This window comes from Rhodococcus sp. SBT000017 (assembly GCF_003688915.1).
In the GTDB taxonomy this organism is placed as follows: domain Bacteria; phylum Actinomycetota; class Actinomycetes; order Mycobacteriales; family Mycobacteriaceae; genus Rhodococcoides.
In genome coordinates, this window is sequence record NZ_REFU01000001.1 from 4335358 (window position 1) to 4360390 (window position 25033).

At 65.2% G+C, this 25033-nt stretch carries 28 protein-coding genes; 16 read left to right on the forward strand and 12 right to left on the reverse strand.

Translation table 11 applies throughout. The annotated features are described in order from the left end of the window. Positions 1-4 precede the first annotated feature (4 nt). The 4 genes from AYK61_RS20520 (at position 5) to pyrE (ending at position 3424) form a co-directional block, all read left to right on the forward strand. The gene (locus tag AYK61_RS20520; RefSeq protein ID WP_121872185.1) at positions 5-994 is read left to right on the forward strand and encodes a DUF5666 domain-containing protein; all 990 of its coding nucleotides are present in this window, start codon (positions 5-7) and stop codon (positions 992-994) included. An 85-nt stretch (positions 995-1079) separates the two neighbouring features. After that, positions 1080-2129, forward strand: coding sequence for a hypothetical protein (locus tag AYK61_RS20525; RefSeq protein ID WP_121872186.1), 1050 nt, complete (start codon positions 1080-1082; stop codon positions 2127-2129). Between the two features lie 58 nt (positions 2130-2187). Then, a complete protein-coding gene (locus AYK61_RS20530; RefSeq protein ID WP_259468133.1) occupies positions 2188-2772 on the forward strand; it encodes a LemA family protein in 585 nt (194 codons plus the stop codon). A gap of 103 nt (positions 2773-2875) precedes the next feature. Continuing rightward, positions 2876-3424 (forward strand): orotate phosphoribosyltransferase, encoded by a 549-nt coding sequence (pyrE, locus tag AYK61_RS20535; RefSeq protein WP_121872188.1) that lies wholly within the window; start codon positions 2876-2878, stop codon positions 3422-3424. Positions 3425-3445: 21 nt separating this feature from the next. Here the strand turns inward: pyrE and AYK61_RS20540 are convergent, their stop codons facing one another. From AYK61_RS20540 to AYK61_RS20560, 5 genes are all read right to left on the reverse strand, one after another. Next, positions 3446-4054: a class F sortase gene (locus AYK61_RS20540; RefSeq protein ID WP_121872189.1), complete on the reverse strand. Its 609-nt coding sequence runs from the start codon at positions 4052-4054 to the stop codon at positions 3446-3448. Then, complete coding sequence (locus tag AYK61_RS20545; protein ID WP_121872190.1) at positions 4041-5885, reverse strand: hypothetical protein; 1845 nt, start codon at positions 5883-5885, stop codon at positions 4041-4043. Before AYK61_RS20545 ends, AYK61_RS20540 begins: the two co-directional genes overlap by 14 nt. A 275-nt stretch (positions 5886-6160) precedes the next feature. Beyond that, positions 6161-7387, reverse strand: a complete 1227-nt coding sequence (locus AYK61_RS20550; RefSeq protein WP_121872191.1) for an MFS transporter — start codon at positions 7385-7387, stop codon at positions 6161-6163. Next, complete coding sequence (locus AYK61_RS20555; RefSeq protein WP_121872192.1) at positions 7384-7845, reverse strand: MarR family winged helix-turn-helix transcriptional regulator; 462 nt, start codon at positions 7843-7845, stop codon at positions 7384-7386. The genes AYK61_RS20550 and AYK61_RS20555 overlap by 4 nt, the downstream gene beginning before the upstream one ends. Before the next feature lie 75 nt (positions 7846-7920). Then, a complete protein-coding gene (locus AYK61_RS20560; RefSeq protein ID WP_128646251.1) occupies positions 7921-8517 on the reverse strand; it encodes a hypothetical protein in 597 nt (198 codons plus the stop codon). A gap of 132 nt (positions 8518-8649) precedes the next feature. Between AYK61_RS20560 and AYK61_RS20565 the strand changes: the two genes are divergently transcribed. Beyond that, entirely contained in the window at positions 8650-9285 is a 636-nt protein-coding gene (locus AYK61_RS20565; RefSeq protein WP_121872194.1) for a lysoplasmalogenase family protein, read from the forward strand. Here AYK61_RS20565 and AYK61_RS20570 read toward each other — a convergent pair. Next, positions 9256-9708 carry a DUF3592 domain-containing protein gene (locus AYK61_RS20570; RefSeq protein ID WP_121872195.1) on the reverse strand — a complete coding sequence of 151 codons (453 nt, stop codon included), beginning with the start codon at positions 9706-9708 and terminating at the stop codon, positions 9256-9258. The genes AYK61_RS20565 and AYK61_RS20570 overlap by 30 nt on opposite strands. A gap of 89 nt (positions 9709-9797) precedes the next feature. On the opposite strand from AYK61_RS20570, the gene AYK61_RS20575 reads away from it, so the two are divergent. The 4 genes from AYK61_RS20575 (at position 9798) to AYK61_RS20590 (ending at position 13215) form a co-directional block, all read left to right on the forward strand. Beyond that, complete coding sequence (locus AYK61_RS20575) at positions 9798-10586, forward strand: SDR family oxidoreductase (protein WP_121872953.1); 789 nt, start codon at positions 9798-9800, stop codon at positions 10584-10586. 122 nt (positions 10587-10708) lie between these two features. Beyond that, positions 10709-11317: a DUF6636 domain-containing protein gene (locus tag AYK61_RS20580; RefSeq protein ID WP_183130375.1), complete on the forward strand. Its 609-nt coding sequence runs from the start codon at positions 10709-10711 to the stop codon at positions 11315-11317. After that, the gene (locus AYK61_RS20585) at positions 11314-12003 is read left to right on the forward strand and encodes a TrmH family RNA methyltransferase (RefSeq protein ID WP_183130376.1); all 690 of its coding nucleotides are present in this window, start codon (positions 11314-11316) and stop codon (positions 12001-12003) included. The genes AYK61_RS20580 and AYK61_RS20585 overlap by 4 nt, the downstream gene beginning before the upstream one ends. Positions 12004-12078: 75 nt before the next feature. Next, on the forward strand, positions 12079-13215 hold the full coding sequence (locus tag AYK61_RS20590; RefSeq protein ID WP_121872196.1) for a glycoside hydrolase family 76 protein: 1137 nt from the start codon (positions 12079-12081) through the stop codon (positions 13213-13215). A gap of 37 nt (positions 13216-13252) precedes the next feature. Here the strand turns inward: AYK61_RS20590 and AYK61_RS20595 are convergent, their stop codons facing one another. Beyond that, entirely contained in the window at positions 13253-13948 is a 696-nt protein-coding gene (locus AYK61_RS20595) for a DedA family protein (protein ID WP_121872956.1), read from the reverse strand. A 28-nt stretch (positions 13949-13976) separates the two neighbouring features. Next, positions 13977-14681 (reverse strand): VTT domain-containing protein, encoded by a 705-nt coding sequence (locus AYK61_RS20600; RefSeq protein ID WP_121872197.1) that lies wholly within the window; start codon positions 14679-14681, stop codon positions 13977-13979. Between the two features lie 322 nt (positions 14682-15003). On the opposite strand from AYK61_RS20600, the gene fbaA reads away from it, so the two are divergent. After that, positions 15004-16044, forward strand: coding sequence for a class II fructose-bisphosphate aldolase (gene fbaA, locus AYK61_RS20605; protein WP_121872198.1), 1041 nt, complete (start codon positions 15004-15006; stop codon positions 16042-16044). A gap of 99 nt (positions 16045-16143) precedes the next feature. Here fbaA and AYK61_RS20610 read toward each other — a convergent pair whose 3' ends face one another. Continuing rightward, a complete protein-coding gene (locus AYK61_RS20610; protein ID WP_147458365.1) occupies positions 16144-16935 on the reverse strand; it encodes a hypothetical protein in 792 nt (263 codons plus the stop codon). Between the two features lie 149 nt (positions 16936-17084). On the opposite strand from AYK61_RS20610, the gene AYK61_RS20615 reads away from it, so the two are divergent. From AYK61_RS20615 to AYK61_RS20625, 3 genes are all read left to right on the forward strand, one after another. Next, positions 17085-17501 carry a DUF3151 domain-containing protein gene (locus AYK61_RS20615; RefSeq protein WP_032397398.1) on the forward strand — a complete coding sequence of 139 codons (417 nt, stop codon included), beginning with the start codon at positions 17085-17087 and terminating at the stop codon, positions 17499-17501. Positions 17502-17565: 64 nt separating this feature from the next. Further along, complete coding sequence (locus tag AYK61_RS20620; RefSeq protein ID WP_183130471.1) at positions 17566-18633, forward strand: FUSC family protein; 1068 nt, start codon at positions 17566-17568, stop codon at positions 18631-18633. 79 nt (positions 18634-18712) lie between these two features. Continuing rightward, positions 18713-19642, forward strand: coding sequence for a cation diffusion facilitator family transporter (locus tag AYK61_RS20625; RefSeq protein WP_121872200.1), 930 nt, complete (start codon positions 18713-18715; stop codon positions 19640-19642). On the opposite strand, the gene AYK61_RS20630 is transcribed toward AYK61_RS20625, so the two are convergent. After that, a complete protein-coding gene (locus AYK61_RS20630; RefSeq protein WP_183130377.1) occupies positions 19632-20099 on the reverse strand; it encodes a pyridoxamine 5'-phosphate oxidase family protein in 468 nt (155 codons plus the stop codon). The two genes, AYK61_RS20625 and AYK61_RS20630, sit on opposite strands and share 11 nt — an antisense overlap. Positions 20100-20152: 53 nt before the next feature. On the opposite strand from AYK61_RS20630, the gene AYK61_RS20635 reads away from it, so the two are divergent. Beyond that, on the forward strand, positions 20153-21124 hold the full coding sequence (locus AYK61_RS20635) for a YafY family protein (RefSeq protein WP_121872201.1): 972 nt from the start codon (positions 20153-20155) through the stop codon (positions 21122-21124). A 1-nt stretch (position 21125) separates the two neighbouring features. Here the strand turns inward: AYK61_RS20635 and AYK61_RS20640 are convergent, their stop codons facing one another. Together AYK61_RS20640 and AYK61_RS20645 are read right to left on the reverse strand one after the other, a co-directional pair. Further along, a complete protein-coding gene (locus tag AYK61_RS20640; protein WP_121872959.1) occupies positions 21126-21899 on the reverse strand; it encodes a site-2 protease family protein in 774 nt (257 codons plus the stop codon). Then, positions 21896-22558 (reverse strand): hypothetical protein, encoded by a 663-nt coding sequence (locus AYK61_RS20645; RefSeq protein WP_121872202.1) that lies wholly within the window; start codon positions 22556-22558, stop codon positions 21896-21898. Before AYK61_RS20645 ends, AYK61_RS20640 begins: the two co-directional genes overlap by 4 nt. 202 nt (positions 22559-22760) lie before the next feature. On the opposite strand from AYK61_RS20645, the gene AYK61_RS20650 reads away from it, so the two are divergent. Then, positions 22761-24050 (forward strand): adenylosuccinate synthase, encoded by a 1290-nt coding sequence (locus AYK61_RS20650; RefSeq protein WP_032380192.1) that lies wholly within the window; start codon positions 22761-22763, stop codon positions 24048-24050. 425 nt (positions 24051-24475) lie between these two features. Then, positions 24476-25024, forward strand: coding sequence for an alternate-type signal peptide domain-containing protein (locus tag AYK61_RS20655; protein ID WP_121872203.1), 549 nt, complete (start codon positions 24476-24478; stop codon positions 25022-25024). Positions 25025-25033: the final 9 nt, after the last annotated feature.

The window sequence follows — 25033 nt, forward strand, 5'->3', positions numbered from 1 at the left end:
TGGAATGACGAATCCGGACGACCCGCGGACACCTCGAGAACGCGATCAGGACGCGGCACGCCAGACGGAGTCATCCGAGCCGACCCAGGACTACGGTCGGCCGGACCCCGAGGCCCAGAACTACCCCGACGGCGCTCACCCCACCGAGGCATATCCGACGCAGGCGTATCAGAACCCGGCCCAGCCGAATGACGATCCACAGGCGTATCCGCAGGGGTATCAGCCCACCCAGGCATTTCCGCCGTACGACCCCGAGCAGCAGGCGGCGGCGAATCAGGCCTACGGCCAGACCCAGCAGTACGGCCAGGCTCCGCAGTACGGCCAGGCTCCGCAGTACGGCCAGGCCCCGGGGTACGACACTGCTCAGTACGGCCAGCCCCAGCAGTACGGTCACACTCAGCAGTTCGGCCACACTCAGCAGTTCGGGCACACGGGGCAATTCGGGCAGCCGCCGGAGTACGGCGCTCCGCCTCCCACCGATGGACCGAACGCCGCTGATTCGGGCAGCAAGGGCCCCCGCCCGTGGGTTCTGGCGCTGATCGGATTCGTCGTCCTCGCCATCGTCGTGGTGTTCGGAATTTCCTTCCTGAGCGGGGGATCGGACGAGCCCGGCACCACGGCCACCGGCCCGTCGACGTCGACCTCGATCCGGCCGCCCACCTCGAGTGCGCCCACGACCGCGCCGCAGCCCACCGAATCGGGCACGGCCACCACCCCCGAGTTGATCCCGGGAGGAATCCCCGAGATTCTCGGTCAGCTGGGCTCGTCGGTGGGAACGATCAGCGCCAACGACGGTTCGACTCTGACGCTCGACGGCCTCGACGGCGCTCCGGTGACGGTGCAGACCACACCTCAGACGCAGATAATCTCGTTGTCCGGTAGCGATCTGGCGTCGCTGACCGTCGGTGCTTTCGTCGTGGTGCAGGGCGAGGCCGTGGAGGACGGAACGATTCGCGCGAACGTCATCATCGAAACGCCCAGTCTCGGTGGATAGGCAACCCGAGCTGTCGTAGGGACCGTTCACAGGACCCGGCGGTGGTGGGCGGCGCAGGTGTTGATGTCGATTAAGGTGGTGCGCGATGACGGCAATGTGGTTCGGCCTTGCGGCAATTGCACTGATGGGTGCAGTGGCGCTGCTCTACATCGACAGGTCCAAGCGAGATCAGTCCGGACGTGTTCGGCAGATGTGGGCCAAGGCTCAGGGATACGAGTACCGACCGCACGATCGAGAACTGGTCACTCGGTTCTCTCGCGCTGCCCTGTCCAAGCCCGAGTTCGACGTGGCTCTCGGAGTTGTGACCGGCGTTCGGCGCGGTGAGGAGTTCGTTCTCTTCGACGTCGAGGAGACGGGCACGATCGTGGCCGTGCAGCGCTCGGTCGGTTCCGATGTCGACATCGACCTTCGGCCCCGCTCGACGCCACCACCGCGCGACGAGGACATGGAACTGCTCGGCTCCATCGGCCCGCGTGTGGTGTTCGCCACCGACGTCGATATCGCTCGCCGTGTCTGCGACCAGCGGATGGCTGCTTTCACCGAGTCCATCCCGGCGAATCTGCAGCTGTTGTGGAGCGAGAAGGACTGGACGCTGGGATCTCTGCCGCTCAGCAGTGCCGGTCGCGATTGGGATGCCGCGATCGACGCGGTCGCGCGACTGTCGGGCATGTTGCATGTGCTTCCCCCGGTTCGCGGAAGCGCGGTCTACGGCTCTCGCCCCGGCGATCCCGGCCGTGATCGAAGCGATCCCGGTAGGCCACTGGTCCAGGAGACACACACTCAGCAGGCGCGCACGCCGCAGAATCCCCAGCCTCGCGTGGCGGAACCTCGTATTCAGGCGGTTCGAAGCCCGGAGCCGCGTGTTGCCGAGCCGAGAACCTCTGCGCCCAAGACGCCCGAGCCACGGGTTCGGCCACCCCGGGTAGCTGAGCCGCGCACTCAGGAACCCCGCACCCAGGAACCCCGCACCCAGGATCCGCGTCCGCAGGAGCCGGGACGTAGGCCTCGTCCACCGAGGCCCGATGCGGCCGGTCCGCAGGCTGCGCGTTCGGCGAATCCGTCGCGTCCGGTGCCGCGTCCGCCCGCGTCGCGTCCGATTCCGTTCGACTCGGACCGCCGACGCAATCAGCCCTGATGAAACTTCGGGCGTGTTTACGGGCGCAGACGCGCTTACGCGGCTAAATTCGTACCCTGTGACGGTTTCTTCGAGTGTTGTGGTGGCAGTCCTGGTGCTGGTCCTGTTCGTCGTGGTCGGTTATGTGGTGATCGCGCTGCGTCGACTCGGTCGGTACAGCGAGCAGACGGAGCAGAGTCTGCGGCTTGTCGATGTCGAGCTCGATCGGCGTCACGAGCAGTTGGGCCCGTTCCTCGCCGCCGCGGAAGCCACCGGGCTGTCCGGTGATCTGCTGCGTCAGCTCGGCGGTGCGCGTTCGTGGTCCAAGGCCGTACGCGATCGCCGCCTGGGGCTGCAGGCACAGGCGGCTGCCGAGAATGCGCTGTCCGCTGCGTTCCATGCCGTGCTCGCCGATGCCGATGCGCGTCAGAATGCGTTGGGCAATTGGGCGTTTCGAGGCCCGGCCGGAGAACTCGACGTCACCGAGCGTCGTATCGCAGGCGCGGTGCGCGTGTACAACGACAATGCGTACCGGTTGTCGCAGGCGATCGGCACGTTCCCGTCCTCGCTCGTCGCGAGGTCTCGCTCGTTGACCGCACCGGAACCGTTCGTGGAGACCAAGGAACTGCTCGACGAGCAGCAATCGGCCGAGATCGCTGCCTAGAAGCAGAACGATCAGCGGATCCGGCGGGAGCACATGCGCGGTTCGGTGGGTAAGTTCGTACCGACCTATCGAAGATCCGTGGTGCGACGAGAGGAACCCGAACATGGCCGAGAGTGCCGCAAATTCGGACCGGCAGGAACTGGCCGATTTGGTGAAAGAGCTTGCCGTCGTGCATGGGAAGGTCACGTTGTCGTCGGGCAAGGAAGCCGACTACTACGTGGATCTGCGTCGCGCGACTCTGCATCATCGGGCGGGTGCGCTGATCGGTTCGTTGATGCGCGATCTGGTGGCCGACTGGGATTTCGTGTCGGTCGGCGGTCTGACGATGGGTGCAGATCCGGTGGCGATGTCGATCATGCATGCGCAGGGGCGTCCGATCGACGCGTTCGTGGTGCGCAAGGCCGCGAAGGCGCACGGCATGCAGCGTCAGATCGAGGGTCCGGACATCGTCGGCAAACGTGTTCTGGTGGTGGAGGATACGACGACCACCGGAAACTCTCCGCTCACTGCCGTGCAGGCTCTGCGTGACGCGGGCGCGACGGTCGTCGGAGTGGCCACGGTGGTCGATCGGGCGACCGGGGCGGACGAGGTCATCGCCGCCGAGGGGCTCGAATATCGATCGCTCCTCGGCCTGGTGGACCTCGGCCTGTAGTCCCGATCGCGAAAGGGCTTGTCAGCGAACGAGTTGCGCGACGACGACGAAGTTGTCGTCGGTTGGTTCTCCGCCTTGGACGTCGCAGTTGGCGAGGATCAATCGACCCGGCACCGAGCGTCGGAGTTCGTTGTCCGCCAGCAGGGATCCCTTCGGTAGTGGGCCGACCGATTCGACCGCGTACTGCAGGGTGCCGGTCGGTGTGCGCAACACGACGGTGTCGCCCGGTGTCACCACTCGCAGTGCCTTGAACGGGGCATCACGCTTCGAATAGTTATGTCCCGCAACCACTACCGTTTGTTCGGTGGAGGTTCCCGGCATGCCGCTCTCGGCCCACCACGCGGGCAGTTCGTCGACCGGATTCAGCACCTGGCCACTGTCGCCGCCGCGGTAGAGCGGGTCGGGATGGATGGGGCTGCTCAGATAGGTCGTGCCGTCCGAGGACCGGAGTTCGATGTATTCCGGCTGAGCGGGAGCGACGTCGCTCGCCGGTGCAGCCACCGAGATCTGTGACTGCACCGGCGAGCGATCGGGCGCGGCGATCCCGACTTCGTCACTCGCACAACCTGATACGAGTAGAACGAGGGTCAGGATCGCCGTCCACAGCCAGCGGGTACTACGAGGTGGCATCGGTGGAGCTGCGGCGACGCAGGTAGAACGCTCCGCCTGCTGCCGCGACCACGACCACGCCGACTCCGGCCAGGATCACCGGGGTGTTGGACGAGCTGTCCGACCCGCCCGACGCCTCGTCGGAGGAATCGCCGAGAGCGAGATCGACCGGCGGCAGATCGCCGGCAACGCTGACGACACCGTTCTCGTCGGTGGTGAAGTAGTCCGCGACGGTGAACGATCCGTCCTCGTTCCTGACACCGACCAGGGAGACGCCGGTCTTGTCGACGACGACGGTGTTCTCGTCGACCTCGGTGACCGGAACATCCTCGCGGACAACATCTCCGAGGTTGATGGTCCAGCTGAACTTCGGTCCGCTGGCGGCCAGTTCGGCTGCTGCGGCCTTCAGGTCGGCTTCGGCCTTGGCCTTCTCGTCGGCGGTGGCCTTCGCAGCAGTTGCTTCATCCTGAGCGGTCTTCATTGCGGCTGCTGCTGCGGTGGCCTTCTCCTTGGCTGCAGCGGCTGCGTCGGTCTTGGTTGCCAGATCTGCATCGGCGGCTACCACTGCGGCGTCGGCGTCCACGACTGCCTGTGCGGCGTCGGCTGCGGCCTGCTCGAGGTCTGTGATATCGGCATCCGACGGGGCGGCGTCGAGTGCAGCCTGCGCTGCGGTTGCCGCCTCTGCCTTGGCCTCGGCGTCGGCCTTGGCCGCATCGGCTGCGGTTCGGGCGTCGGCTGCGGCCTTCTCGGATTCGGTTTCCTCGCCTGCGGCGGCCTCGGCTGCAGCTTCGAGGTTCACGGCATTCTGCTCGGCCATTGCGGCTACTGCGGCTGCAGTCTGAGCCTCGATGTTGAGTGCCAGCGATTTCGCGGCCGTGGCAGCAGCAGCGCGAACTGCAGCGGTCACCTTGGCGAGGTTGAAGTTCTTGAACGAATCCTGAACGGCGGTAACGGAATCCGCGAGGGCCTTGTTCGACGCGTCGGCCTCGACCTTGGCAGTGGCGGCAAGTTCGGCCTTCGCGTCGGCGTCCGCGCGGGCCGCCTCGGCTTCGGCAGTGGCTTCGGGATCGCCCGAGACGGCTGCGGCTTCGAGTTCCTTTGCCTTTGCGTCTGCCTCCGCAGCGGCTGCTGCCGCACTGTCGGCGGCGGCCTTGGACTCATCTGCCGCGGTCTGCAGCTCGGCTGCGGTGTTCTTGGCTGCGGTGACTGCAGCACTCGCGGCCTCGCTCTGGACTTTGGCCGATGCGGCGGCCGTGACGGCTGCCTTTGCCTTGACGTCGGCCTCGGCTGCGGCTACCTCGGCTTTGGTGGCGTCGCTACTCGCGGCGGTGTCGGCGGCCATGGCTGTGTCGAGGCGCACCTGAGCGGCGGCAGATGCTTCAGCGGCAAGCTTGCTGGCCGCTTCGGCGTCGGCGATTGCCTTCTTCTCGGCGTCGGAGAGCTGCGGGATGATGTCGAGGTTGACCGTCGCGGTTCCGTCGTCGTTCATGACGATGCCGGGGACGATCTGGGGCAGGGGGCGGATGCTCGACGGTGCTTCGGGGGCCGGGACGGCGGCGGCAGCCGCAGCGTCGGCAGCGGCGGCAGCGGCATCCTCCGAGGTCACAGCGGGTGTCTGAAGTTCCCCGTCGACGGTGGCCGATCCTTCGACGGCTGCGCCCTCCTCGGCGGTGGGGGCTCCGGATTCGGTGCCGCCTTCGGTGGCGGGCTGCTCGACGACGGAGCTGTCCGGTGTGGTCGGTTCCTGCGCACTGGCGATTCCCGGTGCGGCGAGGGAGAGGGACAGTGCCATGGCGGCCCCGGCAGCGGCGAGGCGCGCCTTCTTGGACCTGGCGATCGACTTCTGCGACATGGAGATTGTGGCCCTTCGGTCAGTGGCAGCATCGTGCTGCGCGCACCCGCCCTCCCACGCGGAACGGGTGTTGTTGGTGAGTCACACGAACAACCGTGTTGACGTGACCGTAAACCAACCGGCCGGTCTCGGGAACCGTTAACGGCTTTACCTGAGAATTGGTTATGAAAGTGTTACTGATGGGACGCATGTGACGAGAGAGATTCTCGACATGCAACGGCGGTCGAGGCGTGTACGTCTCGACCGCCGCGAAAAGCCGTTCGGATGAAGGTATTTCAGTCGCCGACCGTCACGGCCCGGGCCTCGTCGATGCTGTGAGGTGCAGGTTCGTGGTCGTCGACGTGAGCGAGCACCTTCCGGCCGGTTGCCAGGACCACGATGGCGAGAGCGGTGCAGGCGGCACCCACCCAGAACGGGACGTGCATGTTCGACTCGCCCAGTTTTCCGGCCAGGTAGGGAGCCGCGGCCCCGCCGGTGAAGCGAACGAAGCTGTAGGCCGCCGATGCCGTCGAGCGCTCGACCGGTGCCGAGATCATCACGGTCTCGGTGATCAGCGTGTTGTTGACGCCGAGGAACAACCCGGCCACGACGGTTCCCACGATGAGGACGGTCTTGTTCTCGGTGAACATCGCCATGACGCCCAGATCGAGGGCGAACAGCAGCAGTGCGAGCATCATCATGTTCAGCGTTCCGAAGGCCCGCTGCAGCTTCGGTGCGATGAACACCGACGCGACCGCCAGGCACAGGCCCCAGCCGAAGAAGATGAAGCCGATCGAGTACGTGCCCATGTCCAACGGGAACGGGGTGTAGGCGAGGAGGGTGAAGAATCCGTAGTTGTAGAGCAGCGCGGTGATGCCGACGGTGAGCAGGCCGCGGTGCCGAAGCGCGCGGAACGGATCGAGTATCGACGTGGTGTGCGCTGGCTTCGGGGTGTCCGGGAGCATGACGATGAGCAGGATGAACGCGATGGCCATCAGTGCGGCAACTCCGAAGAACGGTCCGCGCCAGCTGAATCCGCCGAGAACTCCACCGACGAGGGGCCCGGTGGCGATACCGATACCCAGTGCGGCCTCGTAGAGGATGATCGCGCGGGCGACACCTCCCGATGCGGCACCGACGATGGTCGAGAGTGCCGTCGCGATGAACAGGGCGTTGCCCAGTCCCCAGCCTGCGCGGAAACCGATGATCTCGCCGACCGATCCGGATGTGCCTGCCAGGGCGGCGAAGACGACGATGATCGCCAGTCCCACCAGCAGGGTGCGCTTGGGTCCGAAGCGGCTCGACACCACTCCGGTGATCAGCATCGCGACGCCGGTCACGAGCATGTAGCTGGTGAACAGCAACGACACCTGAGACGGCGAGGCGTCGAGTTGTTCGCCGATGGGTTTGAGGATGGGATCGACGAGGCCGATGCCCATGAAGGCGATGACGCTGGCGAACGCGACGGCCCACACCGCTCGCGGTTGCTTCAGCAGGCTGTCGGAGGAAGTGCTGGTGGTCACGAAGAAGTTCCTCTCGTTCCGCGATCGACGGGCTCGAGGATGCTGCGAAGCTCGCTCAGTCCGTCGGTCAGTTTCTGTATCTGTTCCGGGTCGCGGTCGGACAGGTACGGCACCAGTCCGTCGACGATGTGGCGTCGACCCGCGGCGAGCCACCGGTGGCCGTCGTCGGTCATCTCGATGAGGACGGCACGGGAATCGTCGGGATCGGCGGTCCGGGTGACGAGGCCGCTCTTGCTCAGCTTGGTGAGCAATGCCGTCGCCGACGGTTGGGAGCAGCGGTCCAGCTCGGCGAACGTGCTGATACGCAGTGGCTGGTATTCCTCCAGCAACGACAGCGCTCGCATCCACGCTCTGGGCCATTCGTCGCTGCCGAACCGTGCGGCCAAGCGGACGAACCGTGACGAGCTGGTGACCAATTGCGACAGGAGGTCCCGGATGTCTGCGTCGGAGTGACTCACCGGATTAATATTACATACGCTAACTATCTATACGAAAAGCGCACTGTATCGCCGCCTGGCATCGACGGCGACGAGTCAGTACTGGCGCAGGAGATCGGCGATGTCGCGGTCCCACTGGGCGTCCCGCCGACCGTCGTAGCGGAAGCGCATCAGGTGATAGAAGCCGATGAGAACGGATGCCACGAGCACCCAGCTACCGATGGTGTTGAAGATCGACGCAGCGACGACGTCCGACGAGGTCAGTGGTCGCATGCTCAGATCTCCGCTGTTGTCGACCCAGATCTGCGTGGTGGTACCGGCAGGCGATCCGGTGTCGACGCTGACGCGTCCGGTGTGCTCGACGCCTCGGTAGACCCAACGTGAGTCGACGGCGGTCGCCGCTGCGCCGGTCGCGCCGAACTCGGTCGATGCCACGGGTGTGGATTCGGCGACGGCCGTCGTGGTCGCGGTGACCTGGTGGATCGAACTCTTCTGGTCCTCTAGTCGTTGTTGTTGATCGGTGTGGGCGGTGGCACCGATCCACAGCGACACCGGAACCATGAGTATCAGCAGTGCGGTCACCCAGTGCTTGATGCGTGCCTGGCGTACGTCGCAGTCGCGGAGCAACGGGTTGGGGTGGCCGTCGAAGGCGGAGCGTCCCGAACTGTCCTGCCCGGTGAGTTTGCGGCGCATGATGGTCCCCACTGCCTCGAAATGATCCGACCGACCTTTCCACGATGGCGACGCGACCTGCGAGTATCAAGCGATAGGGGTCAGCGTCACATGTGACGCTCACTGTGACGAGATTTCTGTGGAGGTCTGCATATGGTTGTCGGTCGGATTCGGCGGGCTCGCACGGCCGCGCTGGTAGCGGGTGCGGTGACCGTGGTCGGTGCGTGGGCGGGGTCGATGCCCGTGCAGCGGATGGCCAAGCCGCTGATTGTTCCGGCACTGGCGAGCGGGCTCGATCCGGTGCGAGATCGGGTGCTGTTGGCGGGTCTTGCGGCCGCCACGGTCGGCGATGCGCTGTTGATCGACCCCGACGACGATTCCGCTCTGGAATGGGGCGCGCGTGCGTTCGCCGTGATGCAGGGCAGTTACACGTATCTGCTGTTTCGGAGGGGCGCGCGTCCGTCGCTGGTCGACGCCGTTCCGCGGTACACCGGATGGGCGGTCGCGGCGACGCTACTTGCCAAGCGTCAGCCCGCGGTGGCGTCGACCCTGATCGCCTACGGTGCGGTGCTCGCGACCACGTCGACCCTGTCTGCTCGTTCCGTTTCACGCGGTGGCGATCGGCGGCTGATGATCGGCGGAGTTCTGTTCACCGTCTCCGATGCGCTGATCGTGTTCAGACGACTGTTTCTGACCGAGGACCGTCAGCGGCGGACCGCGGAGGCGATCATTCTGTCGACGTACGTCGCGGCGCAGGTCCTACTCGTCGAGGCCCTGGCTGCGGGGTAGCAGCAGTACTCGCTCGCGGTGGGCAGGGTCGACGCGAACGGCGATGACGGTGCCGGGCTCGAATCGCGAGGTGTCCGACTGCGGGATGTCGTACACGATCTTGCCGAAGTAGCTGCCCGAGCCGGGCACGGTGAATTCGAGGTCCAACTCGGCGGTGTCGTCGTCGATGCGGCGAATGGCGTCCACCGTCGCCCACCCTTCGACGCCGTGTTCGATCAGTTCCTTCTGCTCACGCGTCGGTCGTCCGGCGATCATCATGGCCAGGCCGAGCGCTGCGCCGAATCCGGCGACCAGGGCCGCCAGCTGGTAGGGAAGCGTCCCGGGGGGAGTTCGCTTCATCAGCCAACCGATCCAGATCGCCAGCACGATTGCGTAAACGGTCGTCACGAAGACGACGGATCGGACGATTCTCGTGTTGTTCACTTCGGTGCTCCTGGGTCGCTGGAAGCGACTGATCGATATTCGACGATAGGGGGTTACCGGTAAGTAGGGTTACATGTACGGTGATCGATGTGACTCGACCAACTGTCTTCATCTCAGGCGCTGCAGCCGGCATCGGCCGCGCGACGGCTCTCAAGTTCGCGGCCAATGGCTACCTCGTCGGTGCGTACGACATCGACGAGACCGGCTTGGCATCGCTCGGCAAGGAAGCTGCTTCGCTCAGCGGCCGCGTGGTCACCGGCATCTTGGATGTAACCAACTCGGACCAGTGGGAAACCCGGTTGAAGGAGTTCGTCGGGGAGGGTGACGGTCGACTCGACATTCTGATCAACAATGCCGGAATTCTGGCCGCGGGTGCCTTCGAGGACATGCCGCTGTCGGTGCACCGTCGGCAGATCGACATCAACTTCAACGGGGTCATCTACGGCACTCACGCCGCCTTCCCGTATCTGAGGGACACGGCCGGCGCTCAGGTCGTCAACCTGTGCTCGGCATCGGCCATCTACGGTCAGCCCGAGTTGGTGACCTACGGCGCGTCCAAGTTCGCGGTGCGCGGCATCACCGAGGCACTGGATCTCGAGTGGAGCAAGTACGACATCGCCGTCAAGGCCATGTGGCCGCTGTTCGTCCAGACGGCGATGACCCAGGGTGTGTCGACGGGCACCACGAGCTCGTTGGGAATCAAGCTCACCGTGAAAGATGTGTCCGACGCGATTTTCGACGCGACCCGTCCAGTGAAGCGTCGGTTGCACAAGGTGCATTTCCCGGTCGGCTTGCCTTCCAAGGCGCTCTCGCTCGGGTCACGCTTCTCGCCCGCATGGCTCACTCGCGAGGTCAACCGGCGCCTGAGCCACACCTAGAACTCGTCGCCGGACGATGCCGGCACTGCGCCGGTATCGTCGGTCTTTCGAGCAATCGGTGTCGAAAGGTGGGTCGGGGTTTCTTCATGCTGAGTACGTGGGGTTCGAGCAGAGTACGGCAAATGGGTTGGGTGCGAGCCTGGTTGGTGGTAGTCGGGGCCGGTACGGCGCTTGTTCTCACCGGTTGCAGCAGTGAGTCCGCTGCCCAGGCTCCGCCGCCTGCGTCGACCACCACCCTTGCGCCGACAACCACGACGGCAACCACCACCCCTGCGCCCGTGACGACCACGGAGATACCACTCCCGCCGCCTCCGCCTCCGGCCGAGCCGCCGCCCACCGAGGAACCGCAGACGACGTACGCCGCCATCGGTGGTGCGTACTACTTCAGTTCCCCCGACGGTTTGTTCCAGTGCGGAATCGTGCCGCTGTCGAGCCGTACCGAGGCCGGGTGCCAGGGCTCCACCACTCCGGTGCCGCCGCGGCCCGAGGACTGCATGATCAACTGGGGCAACGGTATTCGAGTCACCAACGAAGGGCCTGCGGCATTCATGTGCTCCGGCGGCGTGGTCTACACCTCGGGTGGGGACACGATCGATCCACCGCTCGCGGTCGGCGCGACCATCGCCGAGAACGGATTCACCTGCACGTCCGCCGAGAACGGCATCTCGTGTGTCGACGATGCGACCGGACACGGTTTCCGCATCGCACCGGACAGCAACGAAGTCTATTGAGCGAGAACACGATCGGCAGCGAGCCGTCGTCGGACGACGCCGGCCCCACCGAGTGGGGTGAGAACCCCAACGGCGTCGGACCGTGGTCCGACACGCACACCGAACCGCCGCCCGACGATCCACGATTGGACCCGGAACTGCTCGCCGGCGGTGACCGCCGCAACGTCGTCGACGCCTACCGCTACTGGCGACGCGAGGCGATCGTCGCCGACATCGACACCCGACGCCTTTCGCTGCACGTCGCCATCGAGAACTTCACCAACGACGCCAACATCGGGACGGTGGTGCGTACCGCGAACGCCTTCGCGGCTCAGGCGGTCCACATCGTCGGGCGTCGTCGGTGGAACCGTCGCGGTGCCATGGTCACCGACCGCTACCAGCACATCCATCACCACGACTCGGTGGAGGCGCTGATGGCGTTCGCCGCGGAGCAGCGCCTCGTCGTCGTGGCCGTGGACAACACCCCGGGGTCGGTGCCGATCGAGACGGCGGAGTTGCCGCGTCACTGCCTGCTGCTCTTCGGGCAGGAGGGACCGGGGGTCACCGCCAGTGCCCGCGAATCGGCCTCGATGACGGTATCGATCGCCCAATTCGGTTCCACCCGCAGCATCAATGCAGGTGTTGCCGCCGGGATTGCCATGCACTCCTGGATTCGGCGGCATGCCGATCTCGATACTGCGTGGTGAAAACTCAGCGTTTCCGGGTGTGCTTTCCGGGGCGGGATGTAACGAATCAGCAACGGTAGTGGCAGGATTGCGGGTATGCAGGAGTTGTGGTCGCAGCGTGCGGACGCTGCGGAGGGGGCCGTCGTCGCGCGGCACATGCGTCGGCTGTGGGGGCTCCCGGGCACGACGTTGGGAGTCGTCGCCTGGCCACCGGCGCGCAAGGAACGGATGTTCCTGCGCTGGCACTACTGGTGGCAGGCCCACCTGCTCGACTGTGCGGTCGACGCCGCAGATCGCGACCTCACGGCCAAGCGCCGTCGGCGACTGAACAAGATCACCCGAGCGCACCGAACCCGCAACGTCAGCGGGTGGACCAACAACTACTACGACGACATGGCGTGGCTCGGGTTGGCGCTCGAACGCGCGCAGCGGCAGCACTTCGTCGGCAATCGCGGCGGCATCCAGCAGATCGAGATGGAGTTGTTCGACGCCTGGTCCCCGGCCGAGGGTGGTGGCATTCCGTGGCGCAAGAAGTCGGATTTCTACAACGCACCAGCCAACGGTCCGGCCGCGATCATGCTGGCGCGCACCGGTCGGCTGTGGCGTGCCCAGGAGATGGCCGACTGGATGGACCGCACCCTCAAAGACCCGCGCACGGGGCTGATTCTGGACGGGATGCACTCCACCCGCGCACTCGTCGATGCCGGAAAGCCCGGTGAGATGGAACGCGCCGTGTACAGCTACTGCCAAGGCGTCACGTTGGGCCTCGAGACCGAACTCGCCGTTCGGCTCGGCGAACCCAGGCACGCCCAGCGAGTCCATGCCCTGGTCGACGCCATAGACAACCACCTGACCCGCAACCTCGTCATCACCGGCGGCGGTGGGGGAGACGGCGGCCTGTTCAACCCGATCCTCGCGCGCTACCTGGCGATCGTTGCGTTGGAGCTACCCGGAGACTCGGACGCCGACGACCGAGCCCGCGAACTCGCAGCAGCGATCGTGCTGAACTCGGCCGAGTCGGCGTGGGAGAACCGCCTCGAAGTGGAAGACAATCCACTGTTCGGAGCCGACTGGACCCGCGAAGCCCGTTTCCCGGGGCAAGGCCTGCACATCGCCACCTTCACCGAAGGAACGGTCCGACCGTCAGATGTGCCCGAACGGGACCTCTCGGTGCAACTCGGCGGCTGGATGCTCATGGAAGCCGCATACCGCGTCGCAGCTGCAGGTTTCTAGTCGTTCCGCGGGCTCCACTCCTGCCGGTTTCTAGTCGTTACTCGACGACCTCTTCGACCTCGATGGTCTCCTCGGGGCGGGCCATTTCCTTGCGGTACTGCCAGATGCCGAGCCCGGTTCCGACGACGAGCAGCACGATCATGCCGATGAGGACGGCGGGCATCAGCCACGGGATGCCGTCGATGAACGAGCCGAAGTAGAACCCGATCAGCAGCAGTACCGGAGCCCAGATGATGGCTCCGAGGGTGCTGGCGATCGTGTATTTGCGGTGATCCATCTTCGCGGCACCTGCGACCAGCGGGCACAGGGTGCGCACCCAGGGGATCCACCGCGCGACCAGTACCGCCCAGAATCCGTGCTTCTCGAGCAGGAGATTGACCTTGTGCAGGTTCTTGGTGTTGAGGTACTTGCCGTTCTTGCGGGCCACCAGCGTCGAGCCGGTTCGGTGACCGATCGAGTACCCCACCTGGTTGCCTGCGATGGCGGCGACCATCGCACCGAGCGAGAGCGCCCAGATGTGACCGGTGCCCGACGCATGGGTCGCCATCACGATTCCTGCCGTGATCAGCATCGAATCTCCGGGCAGGAACAACCCGATGATCACCGCGCATTCGATGAACACGAAGGTCATCACGACGATCCACACGACGAGGGGGCCTGCCGTCTCCAGCGGACCGAAACTGCCGACCGCCTGAACGGACGCGGTCGGCAGCGCAGTGGTAATCGACGACATGGACTCGATCACTTTCGGCAGATCTCGATCAGGACTTGGTGTCCGGGGCGACGGCCTCGATCACGTCGGTGGCCTCCCCGAGCGGAGTCTTGCGGGCCTTGATCATTCGCTTGCCGACCTCGATGACGATGGGGAGGACGGAGACGGCGACGATGAGGAGAAAGATGATGTCGACGTGGTCACGAATGAACGCGATCTGCCCGAGCAGGTACCCCAGCACGGTCACGCCGGCGCCCCAGAGGATGCCGCCGACGACGTTGTAGGTGAGAAACAGTGAGTACTTCATGTGCGACGCACCGGCGACGACCGGTGCGAACGTACGCACGATCGGCACGAAGCGCGCCAGGATGATGGTGATCGGACCGTGCTTCTCGAAGAAGATGTGCGATTCGTCGATGTACTTCTTCTTGAAGAATCGCGAATCGTTGCTCTTGAAGAGGGCCGCACCACCCTTCGTGCCGATGAGATAGCCGACCTGATCGCCGAGGATGGCCGCGATCGGGATCAGGATGACCAGGGTCCAGATGGACGCGAACGGCTCGATCTCGGTGGACTTCGAAGCCGCGATCAACCCGGCTGTGAAGAGGAGGGAATCGCCTGGGAGCAGCGGAAACAGCAGCCCCGACTCGATGAAGACCACCAGCAGCAGCCCGATGAGCACCCAGTGACCGAAGGAGTTGAGCAGGTTCACCGGGTCGAGGAATCCGGGCAACAGGGCCAGGTTCGTCGTCATCGTTTCCGAGGCAGCTAGGAGACTCACCGCGCCCACACTACCGGCCGAAACTGGTAAGTCCTGAACAGAAGGTGTCGCCCCGCTGTGAACGTCATGGCCTGTTCGGCACCGTCGACGGGCCGTCGCTCCCGGCCGACGTCAGCGGGAGTGGAGCCTGCGGAATGACCAGAGGGGCGCGGGAGTGGAGCCTGCGGAATGACCAGAGGGGCGCGGGAGTGGAGCCTGCGGGATGACCAGAGGGCGCGGGTAAGCACGACACCGGGCCCGGAGGTTGCCATACTGCAGAGGACACAACCGAACTTTTCAATGGAGGAATGACGCCGTGCCTATCGCAACTCCCGAGGTCTACGCCGAGATGCTGGGCCGGGCGAAGGAACACAAGTTCGCCTTTCCGGCAATCAACTGTGTGGGTTCCGAGTCCATCAACGCCGCCATCAAGGGCTTCGCCGACGCGGGTAGCGACGGCATCATTCAGTTCTCGACCGGCGGAGCCGAATTCGGATCCGGACTCGGTATCAAGAGCATGGTCACGGGCGCTGTCGCACTCGCCGAGTTCGCGCACGTCGTAGCCGCCGAGTACGACGTCACCATCGCTCTGCACACCGACCACTGCCCCAAGGACAAGCTGGACACCTACGTGCGTCCGCTGCTTGCGATCTCGCAGGAGCGCGTCGACGCAGGCAAGAACCCGCTGTTCCAGTCGCACATGTGGGACGGCTCGGCCGTTCCGATCGACGAGAATCTGGAGATCGCCAAGGATCTGCTGACCCGCGCAGCGGCCGCAAAGATCATTCTGGAGATCGAAATCGGTGTCGTCGGCGGCGAGGAAGACGGCGTCGAGGCCGAGATCAACGACAAGCTCTACACGTCGAACGAGGATTTCCTCAAGACCGTCGAGGCTCTCGGTGCAGGCGACGCAGGCTCGCGCTACCTGCTGGCGGCTACGTTCGGCAACGTGCACGGCGTCTACAAGCCGGGCAACGTCAAGCTGAAGCCGTCCGTGCTCGCCGACGGTCAGCGTGTGGCCAGCGAGAAGCTCGGCCTGGCCTCCGGCTCCAAGCCCTTCGACTTCGTCTTCCACGGCGGATCGGGTTCGGCGAAGAGCGAGATCGAAGAGGCTCTCGAGTACGGAACGGTGAAGATGAACGTCGACACCGATACCCAGTACGCATTCAGCCGTCCCATCGCCGGACACTTCTTCTCCAACTACGACGGTGTGCTCAAGATCGACGGGGAGGTCGGCAACAAGAAGGCCTACGACCCGCGCAGCTACCTCAAGAAGGCCGAAGCCGGCATGACGGCCCGTGTCGTCGAGGCGTGCAACGACCTCAAGTCCGCCGGCCGCAGCGTATCCGCAGGCTAGAGCGGGGAAGCCCGCACGTGCGCGGAACCTCGTAGCAGGCTACGAGGTAGGAGTGGAGCCTGCGGAACGACCCGCAGGCTCCGCCGCGCACATGCAGCGTCAGCTGCACACCTTCCACTGATCGCCTTCGAGGCGTAGGTCGAAGGTGCGCGGCGATCGATCGTTCGGGTTGGCATCGGTGTGCGCGATGACCTGAGCGATCGCGGTGGTGTCGTCGCCGACCTGGATGGCGTCGATGCTGTCGAGGGTCGGTATGTTGCCCTGCTCGAGCGATACGCGATGCACCTCGGCGAATTCCGCATCCGGGATGTCTCGGTAGAACGTCGCCAGGTCACCGCACGAGGTACTGCGCAGCGTGGCCAGGTCGCCGCCGGCCAACGCTCGGGTGAAGGACTCCACGGTCGTTCTGATCCGGGCCTCCGGGGAGTCGTCGACGCTCGTGCGGTCGATCAGCAGGTACGCACCGGCGGTCACTGCCGCGATCACGACAACCGCGGCCACCAGTGCCGCCCACCACTTCTTCCGACTCGGTGTGCCGGGTTCTGTCGGCGACGGCCCGACGCGCTTGGGGCCGACCTGCTTCGGTGCTGGTCGCTGCGGTTCGATCTTCCTCGGCCCGACTGGTTGCGGCACAGCGGCGGGTGATTTCTTCTCGGCCGCAACATCTTTCGCTGCAGCTTCGGATGGGTTGCGCGGCGGGATGCGACGCGGGGCTGCGGAGGGCTTCGCGACCGGCTTCGCTTCTGCCACGGCCGGTTTCTCGGCTGGGGCAGTGGCGATCTGCTCGGTCGGAGTGTCGGCGGGCTCGTCGACCTGCTTCTTCTTGCCCAGGTCGATCTTCTCGGTGGCTGCGTCGGCCTCGGAGGGTGCATTCTTCTTCGCGTCCGGCATGCGTTCTCCCTCGTTCACCGAATTCTTGCAAGAGCGGTATGTATCGAATTTCGTCAGCTGGCAGCCTATCGACCGTGTCGGCCGCTCAGCACGAGCGCCACCGGGGGTGTTCGGACACGATTCGGTGACGTAGGGGCACAATGAGCGCCATGACTTCTTTCGGTGATCTGCTCGGACCCCAACCCACACTGTTGCCCGGAGACGACGAGGCCGAATCCGCGCTGCTGAACCACGAGGCACCCGAGACCGTTGCGGCGGCGCATCCGACGGCGTCCATCGCGTGGGCCTACCTCGCCGAGGCCGCGCTCGAGTCGGGTGCCACCATCACGGCGTACGCCTACGCTCGTACCGGCTACCACCGAGGTCTGGACCAGTTGCGTCGTAACGGATGGAAGGGATTCGGGCCGGTCCCGTACAGCCATGAGCCCAACCGAGGATTCCTCCGATGCGTCGCAGTCCTCGCCAAGGCGGCCCGCGACATCAACGAGCACGACGAGTACGCCCGCTGCCTCGACCTCCTCGAAGACTGTGACCCCAAGGCAGCAGAAGCGCTCGGCCTGGGCTGATCGGGCCCGCGCCAGCCGGGCGCGAGGCCGAACCCGGCTGAAGTCGGGCAGTGCTCGGCTGAAGTTGTCGCTACTTCCGATCATTCAATGCGCGTTGGCGGCAGGTGTGGCGTGGTTCGTCGCGACGGACATCGTCGGTCACGAGAGCCCGTTCTTCGCACCGATCGCCGCCGTCGTCTCGCTCGGCGTCTCGCTCGGTGCTCGCCTGCGCCGATCGGCCGAGCTCGTCGTCGGAGTGACGGTGGGCATCGGCGTCGGAGATCTGCTTATCTCACTGATCGGCAGTGGGCCGTGGCAGATCGCTCTGGTCGTGGTGTTGGCGATGTCGGCTGCGGTGTTCCTCGACGGCGGCCCGATCATCGCGATGCAGGCCGGGTCGTCCGCCGTGCTGGTGGCGACGCTCATCCCGCCAGGCAACATGGGTGGCCCCAACCGCATGGTCGACGCGTTGGTCGGTGGTCTGGTGGGCATCGCGATCGTGGCGTTGATTCCGACGCATCCGGTGTGGCGAGCCCGTAAGGATGCGGCGAGCGTGTTGGCGACGGCTGCGAGTGTGTTGCAGAAGGTGGCCGACGGTTTGGTGGCGAACGATCCCAAACCGATCGAGGAGGCGTTGCGGAAGGCGCGTGCGACGCAGTCGGGTATCGATGCTCTGCGGACCGATCTCAAGGGCGGCCGGGAGATCGCGCGAATTTCTCCGATGTACTGGAATCACCGTAATCGTCTTGCGACGCTCGCGGCCACGGCCGATCCCATCGACAACGCCGTCCGCAACATCCGGGTGCTCGCGCGTCGGTCGCTGACGCTGGTGCGCGACGACGAGATCCTCGATCCGCGGGTTGTCGACGAGGTGGAGAAGTTGGCGCATGCGGTCGAGGTGTTGCGGCAGATGATTCTCGCCGATCCGGGGCAGAAGCCGGACGCGGCCGAGGCGGCGCGGGTGTTGCGGTCGGTCGCAGCCGGTGCCAAGCCTGAGTTGATCTCGAACGCCGGTCTGTCGGCGACGGTGGTGTTGGCGCAGTTGCGGTCGATCATCGTCGACCTGCTGCAGGTCGCCGGGCTCAAGCGTATCTCCGCGTTGGCGACGCTTCCGCCGACGGTGGAGCACCCGCACGTCCCGCCCGAGTTGTGACCCGAGCACACCATTGCATATATGCGTATGTACGCATATGGTGACTTCCGGAAGTAGACATCGGTCACCAGGGGGAGTCATGGGCGCGGGTCACGGGCACAGTCACGGCGTGGGCGGTCACACGCCGGCAGGTGCGGGGCCGCCCCGGTCTCGCGTGCGCAAGATGATCGTCGCGCTGGCCATTCTGGTGGTGTTCCTCGTCGTCGAGGCGACCGTGGCCTTGGCGATCGGGTCGCTCGGCCTGCTCGCCGACGCGGGTCACATGCTCACCGATGTTCTCGGCATGTCCATGGGTCTGATCGCGCTGTTGCTCGCCCGTAAGGGAAGTGCCGTAGCGGCAAGGACATTCGGCTGGCATCGGGCCGAAGTGTTGACCGCCATCGCGAATGCCGTTCTGCTGCTCGGTGTTGCGGCCTTCATCATGTACGAGGCGATCTCGCGCATCGGCGATGCACCTGAAATCCCCGGCGTGCCACTCATTCTCACCGCGACTGCGGGCCTCGCGGCCAATATCGTCGTCATGCTGCTCATTCGCGGCGACGCCAAGGATTCCCTGGCCGTCCGCGGTGCCTACATGGAAGTTCTGGCCGATGCGGTCGGCAGTGTCGGCGTGCTCGTGGCCGGCGTGCTGATGGTCGTGTTCGGGTGGACCTGGGCAGACATCGTCGTCGGCGTCCTGATCTCCCTGTGGGTTATCCCGCGTGCGATCAAGCTAGCCGGCTCGGCATTGCGCATTCTCACCCAGGCCAGTCCCGGACACGTCGACGTCGACGCGCTGACCGGCGATCTGAGCGCGCTACCGGGCGTGACGGGGGTTCACGACCTGCACGTGTGGACGCTGACCACCGGAATGGATGTGGCCACCGTGCATCTCGAATGCGAGGGCTCGTCGTCGATGGTGCTCGACAGGGCCCGGTCCTTGCTGTCCGCCTACGGCCTCGACCACGCCACGGTGCAGGTCGAGCCCGCCGCGCACGGCCGAACCTGCAAGGAAGAGCTCACCTGGTGACGGTGCGCACGTCGGAGCCGGGACGCCACACGTCGATCTGCATGTGATCGTCCACCAGTGAGGTCAGGACGACCTCGTCGATGTCGAGATCGAACACGTGGTGCGGCACCAGCTCGCTCGGTGACGCGTCGAATATCGGTTGCAGCACAGCAGGATCGGTGATTTCGACGGCACGCCCACCGATCTTCGCGTCCCCGCCCTCCATCGAATGGTGACCCGGATTGCTGTGCAGCGCGAACCGCCCGTCGCGCTGCAGATCTCGCGCTTTTACGGCACCGAGCATCGAACCGAGTCGCAGCACACCGCTGTCGTCGAACTCGACCTCGGTTCCGCTGACGCGCGGTGAGCCGTCCGCCCGGAGCGTCGCGAGTACGTGATGCTTGTGGGCGGTGAATCTGGCCTGCACCGCCGAGGCCAGGTTCGGGGCGGCTGTCGAGAAGTCGTTCCACGTCGTCATGTGTCGAGTATCGACGCCCATCACTGACATCGTGTGTCAGTAATATCGGACAGATGCGTTCCGCACGATTGCTTCGGATCATGTTGTTGCTCCAAGAGGGGCGGCAGGCGACCGCGCAGTCTCTCGCGGACGAGGTGGAGGTATCGGTGCGCACCATCTACCGCGACATCGGCGCGCTCGGGGCCGCAGGTGTGCCGCTGTGGACCGAACCGGGCCCCGGCGGCGGTATCCGACTGCTCGACGGGTGGCAGTCGAAACTGACCGGCATGACCGGTACCGAAACGTCGGCGCTGATGCTGCTCGGTATGCCGTCGGTTGCGGCCGACCTCGGATTGTCCGACGCCACCGCCGCTGCCGAGAGCAAGCTCCTCGGCGCGCTGCCGGTGTCGCTACGGGCGAGCGCGCAGTTGTGGCGTGAGCGTGTGCACGTGGATGTTCCCGGGTGGTTCACCGCGCCCGCGGCGAACGAGTTGGTCCCGGTGTTGGCGCGTGCGGTGCTCGGCGGGCGACAGATCGAGATCGGTTACCGCGGCAGGAGTCGGGTTCTCGGGCCGCTCGGACTCGTGGTGAAGGCCTCGGTCTGGTATCTGGTGGCCCAGGAGTGGAGCCTGCGGAACGACCCGGATGCTCGCGGTGAGCGCATTCTGTCGTTTCGGGTCGATCGGATCGAGAGCGTGGCGGAATTGGCGATCGAGGTGCTTCGGCCGGCCGGGTTCGACCTCGCGCAGTGGTGGGGTGCGTCGATGGCGGAGTTCGATCGGTCGCTGCTGAGGTTCCCCTGTCGAGTTCGATTGTTCGACAACGCGGTGCGTGCTCTGCCTCGGGTGATCGGCGTCGCGGCCACTCCAGAACTCGGTCCGCCCGACAGCGACGGATGGACCGAGGTGGAGTTGATGCTCGAGAGCGAGGATGTCGCTCTCGCTCAGCTGATCGCGCTCGGCGGGGGAGTCAGCGTGTTGGATCCCGCATCGTTGCGTCGATCGCTGCGTGATGTCGCGTCGAGCATCGTGCGTGAGAACAGTTGAGTCACAGCCAGAATCGCATCAGGTAGTTGCCGTTGCCGGCGAAGAACTCGGGAACACCGGACAGCCCGAACAGGGTGTAGATCGCCCCGAAGAATGCGGAGTTGACTGCGGGCACGAACAACAACGCGACGAGAACGAGGATTCCGTAGCCCTTGAATTGGTTCAGCGACGCACGGGTGGCGGGCGAGAGCGAGGGCTCGAGTGCGGCGTATCCATCGAGTCCCGGTACCGGAATCAGGTTCAGGATCGTGGCCATGATCTGCAGGAACGCCAGGAAACTGAGCCCGTACCAGAAGGCCTGATGGGTGCCGTCGGTGCCGAACATGCGAATGACGATCAGGAGTATCACGGCGACAACGGCGTTGGCGAACGGTCCGGCGAGGGCGATGCGCCGCTGCGTGGACGCCGAGAATTGGCCGGTGCGCAGATACACGGCACCGCCGGGCAGTCCGATTCCGCCGATCGCGATGAACATCACCGGCAGGACGATCGAGAGCAACGGGTGGGTGTACTTCAGCGGGTTGAGCGTCAGGTAACCGCGAAGTTCCACTTCCCGGTCGCCGGCCCGAAAAGCGGTGTACGCGTGCCCGAATTCGTGCAGGCACACCGAGGCGATCCATCCGGCGAGAACCAGTACGAACACTCCGAGGCGCGCGGCGACGGACGTGACGTCCTCGGCCGTCCACGCCAGCGCGCCGCCTACGCCGGCGACCGCGAGAACGGCCACGAACACCGGGCTCGGCAGGACGGGACTGCGGCGCAGCGGAACGGTCATCGGACCAGCAACCACTCTTCGTGGTGACGGTAGAACGTCGATCTCTTCACCGTTCTGTCGCCTGCGATGCCGTCGCGCATCAGGTCTGCGGCGGGGGAGCCGAGCTGCATCGCGCGTCCGCTCACCCAGCGGCGAGGCAGCAACCGTCGACGGCTGATCACTCGCGCGCGCAGACCCGGCAACTCCGGGGTCGGTGCCACCTCGACGCCGGGTACCACTCCGGAGAACAACCGAGTGTCGTCGACGTAGGCCTCACCCTCGAGTTCCGCGCCGCCGCCGCCGAGCAGCGCCCGACCGACGACCGCCTTGCCCGCGTCGTCGCGAATGAGGGGCGTGCTCGACGCTTTTCCTGTCAGTGCGACTTTGGCGGCACGGGACCCGGTCCCGAGTTTGTAGATGTGGGCGGCGTTGGTGGCGGTCTCCGGTACGAACGCGACTTCGACGTGCAGACGGTCGGTGCGCATCAACCTGGTGAGAACGGCGGCCAGCGAGGCATCGTCGCCCAACACGATGATGCGTGGTGCGGGGGCGGATTCGATGTCTGCGAACAGCGCGCTGCAGTCGTCGTCGGTCGGTACGGCATCGGCGTTGCGCAGTGGGACGTCGGTCAGCGTGATCGGCAACGGCGGGTTTCCGCACTGCAGAACGAACGGTGTCACGGCGCTCCTAGATCTTCGGTGAACCCTCGAACGACCATAGTGCCCTCGTTTCGGCTCGACCGTAGCGGCATGCGGGCCAGCTCACCGCCTCGGCTAGACTGTTCTCCCGGCCACTGTCGCGCCTGCGACAAATGGTGACGGCTGCGTTCGATCGAGCAATATTTGCAGCACGTCCTCGCACGAAAGCAACGTAGGAGAGCACATGCCGGCGATAGTCCTGATCGGCGCCCAGTGGGGCGACGAGGGCAAAGGCAAAGCCACCGACCTTTTCGGCGAACGCCTCCAGTGGGTCGTTCGTTACCAGGGCGGCAACAACGCCGGCCACACCGTGGTCCTTCCGAACGGTGACAAGTTCGCGCTGCACCTGATCCCGTCGGGAATTCTCACGCCCGGCGTGAAGAACGTCATCGGCAACGGCGTCGTCGTAGACCCGGGTGTGCTGCTCACCGAGCTCGACGGTCTCGAAAAGCGCGACGTCGATACGTCGAACCTGCTGCTCAGCGCCGATGCGCACCTGATCATGCCGTACCACGTGGCCATCGACAAGGTGACCGAGCGCTTCCTCGGAGCCAAGAAGATCGGAACCACCGGCCGGGGCATCGGGCCGTGCTATCAGGACAAGATCGCTCGCGTCGGCGTCCGCGCAGCCGATGTGCTCGACGAGAAGATCCTGACCCAAAAGGTCGAGGCTGCACTGGAATTCAAGAACCAGGTGCTCTCGAAGATCTACAACCGGCGGGCTCTCGACTCGCAGCAGGTCGTCGACGAGGTGCTCGAGCAGGCCGAGGGCTTCAAGCACCGCATCACCGACACCAGGCTGCAGTTGAACCTGGCACTGGAACGCGGCGAGACGATTCTGCTCGAGGGATCGCAGGGCACCCTGCTCGACGTCGATCACGGCACGTACCCGTACGTCACGTCCTCGAATCCGACTGCGGGCGGCGCGTCGGTCGGTTCCGGTATCGGCCCCAACAAGATCGGGACCGTCCTCGGCATCCTGAAGGCCTACACGACGCGTGTCGGCTCGGGTCCGTTCCCGACGGAGCTGTTCGACAATCACGGTGAATACCTGGCCAAGCAAGGTGGCGAGGTGGGTGTCACCACCGGTCGTGCTCGACGCACCGGCTGGTTCGACGCCGTCATCGCGCGCTACGCCACCCGCGTCAACGGCATCACCGACTACTTCCTGACCAAGCTCGACGTGCTCTCGAGCCTGGACACGGTGCCCATCTGTGTCGCCTACGACGTCGACGGCGTCCGGCACGACGAGATGCCGATGACACAGACCGGTTTTCACCACGCGAAGCCGATCTACGAAGAGATGCCCGGTTGGTGGGAAGACATCTCCGGTGCCCGCACGTTCGAGGAACTGCCGATCAACGCGCAGAACTACGTCCTGCGTCTCGAGGAGCTCTCGGGTGCGTACATGTCGTGCATCGGAGTCGGACCGGGCCGCGACGAAACCATCGTTCGGCGGGACATTCTGCGGTAGACAGCTCTGCGAAATTTCACGCCCCGAGGCCCACGGCCTCGGGGCTTTTTCGTACCTCGAACCGTGCCGTGGCAGCCTGCTTGGACAGCGGCGTCGAAACAGCGACAGTGGCCGGAAAAAGCTTTGAAAAGGTGTCGCCACCGCCGTTCAAAAGCGGCACACCAGCGGTGATCTTCTGGTAGTCAAGACATTTCGTGTCCACTACTGCTTTACATCAAATGTTCATGTGTAATCCTGGAGTTCGAAATATGCAGTCAAAAAGACTCCTGGACTTTTACCATCGCTTGGGTAACGGACCGGACGGTCGTTGCGAAACAATGGATATCGCACCCAGTTGCGGAGGCCCACATTCCGGCCGACCGACCCACATCGGGTCACCTCCCCCTCGGCCTCACGAACAAGGCCACCGAAGAAAGCGACAACGAATGAACAAGGCAACCAAGGGCGCCGTAGCTGCGGGGGCGGCAGCTGTACTGCTGCTCGGCGGTTTGGGATCCTACGCACTGTGGCAGGACACCGAGACCGTAACCGGAGGTGAGATCAACTCCGGCGAACTGAACTTCGCCCCGGTCCCCGGAACGGCGGCCTGGACCGAAACCTCGGTCACGCCCAACGCGGATCTCGGAGCCGACCCTTCCGGCTTCCTCATCGTGCCGGGCGACGTTCTCGAGTACTCGACTCAGTACACGGTCGATTGGGCAGGAGACAATCTGCGAGCCTCCATCACGGCGGACTTCACCGCGGTCGGTGGCGACACGGCATTGGCGGCCGCGCTGGACACCGAGGTGTCGGTGAACGGTGGTACATCGTTGCCCAACGGATCCGCCGTCGACCTTCCGTTGACGACGTCTCCGCAGACCATCTCCGTCGAGGTGACCATCACGTTCGACGAAGACACGGCCGGTCTGATCGCCCAGAACGAGAGCGTCGACCTCAATGCCTTCACCCTGACGCTCGACCAGGTTCGTCCCTGATCTGTTGCG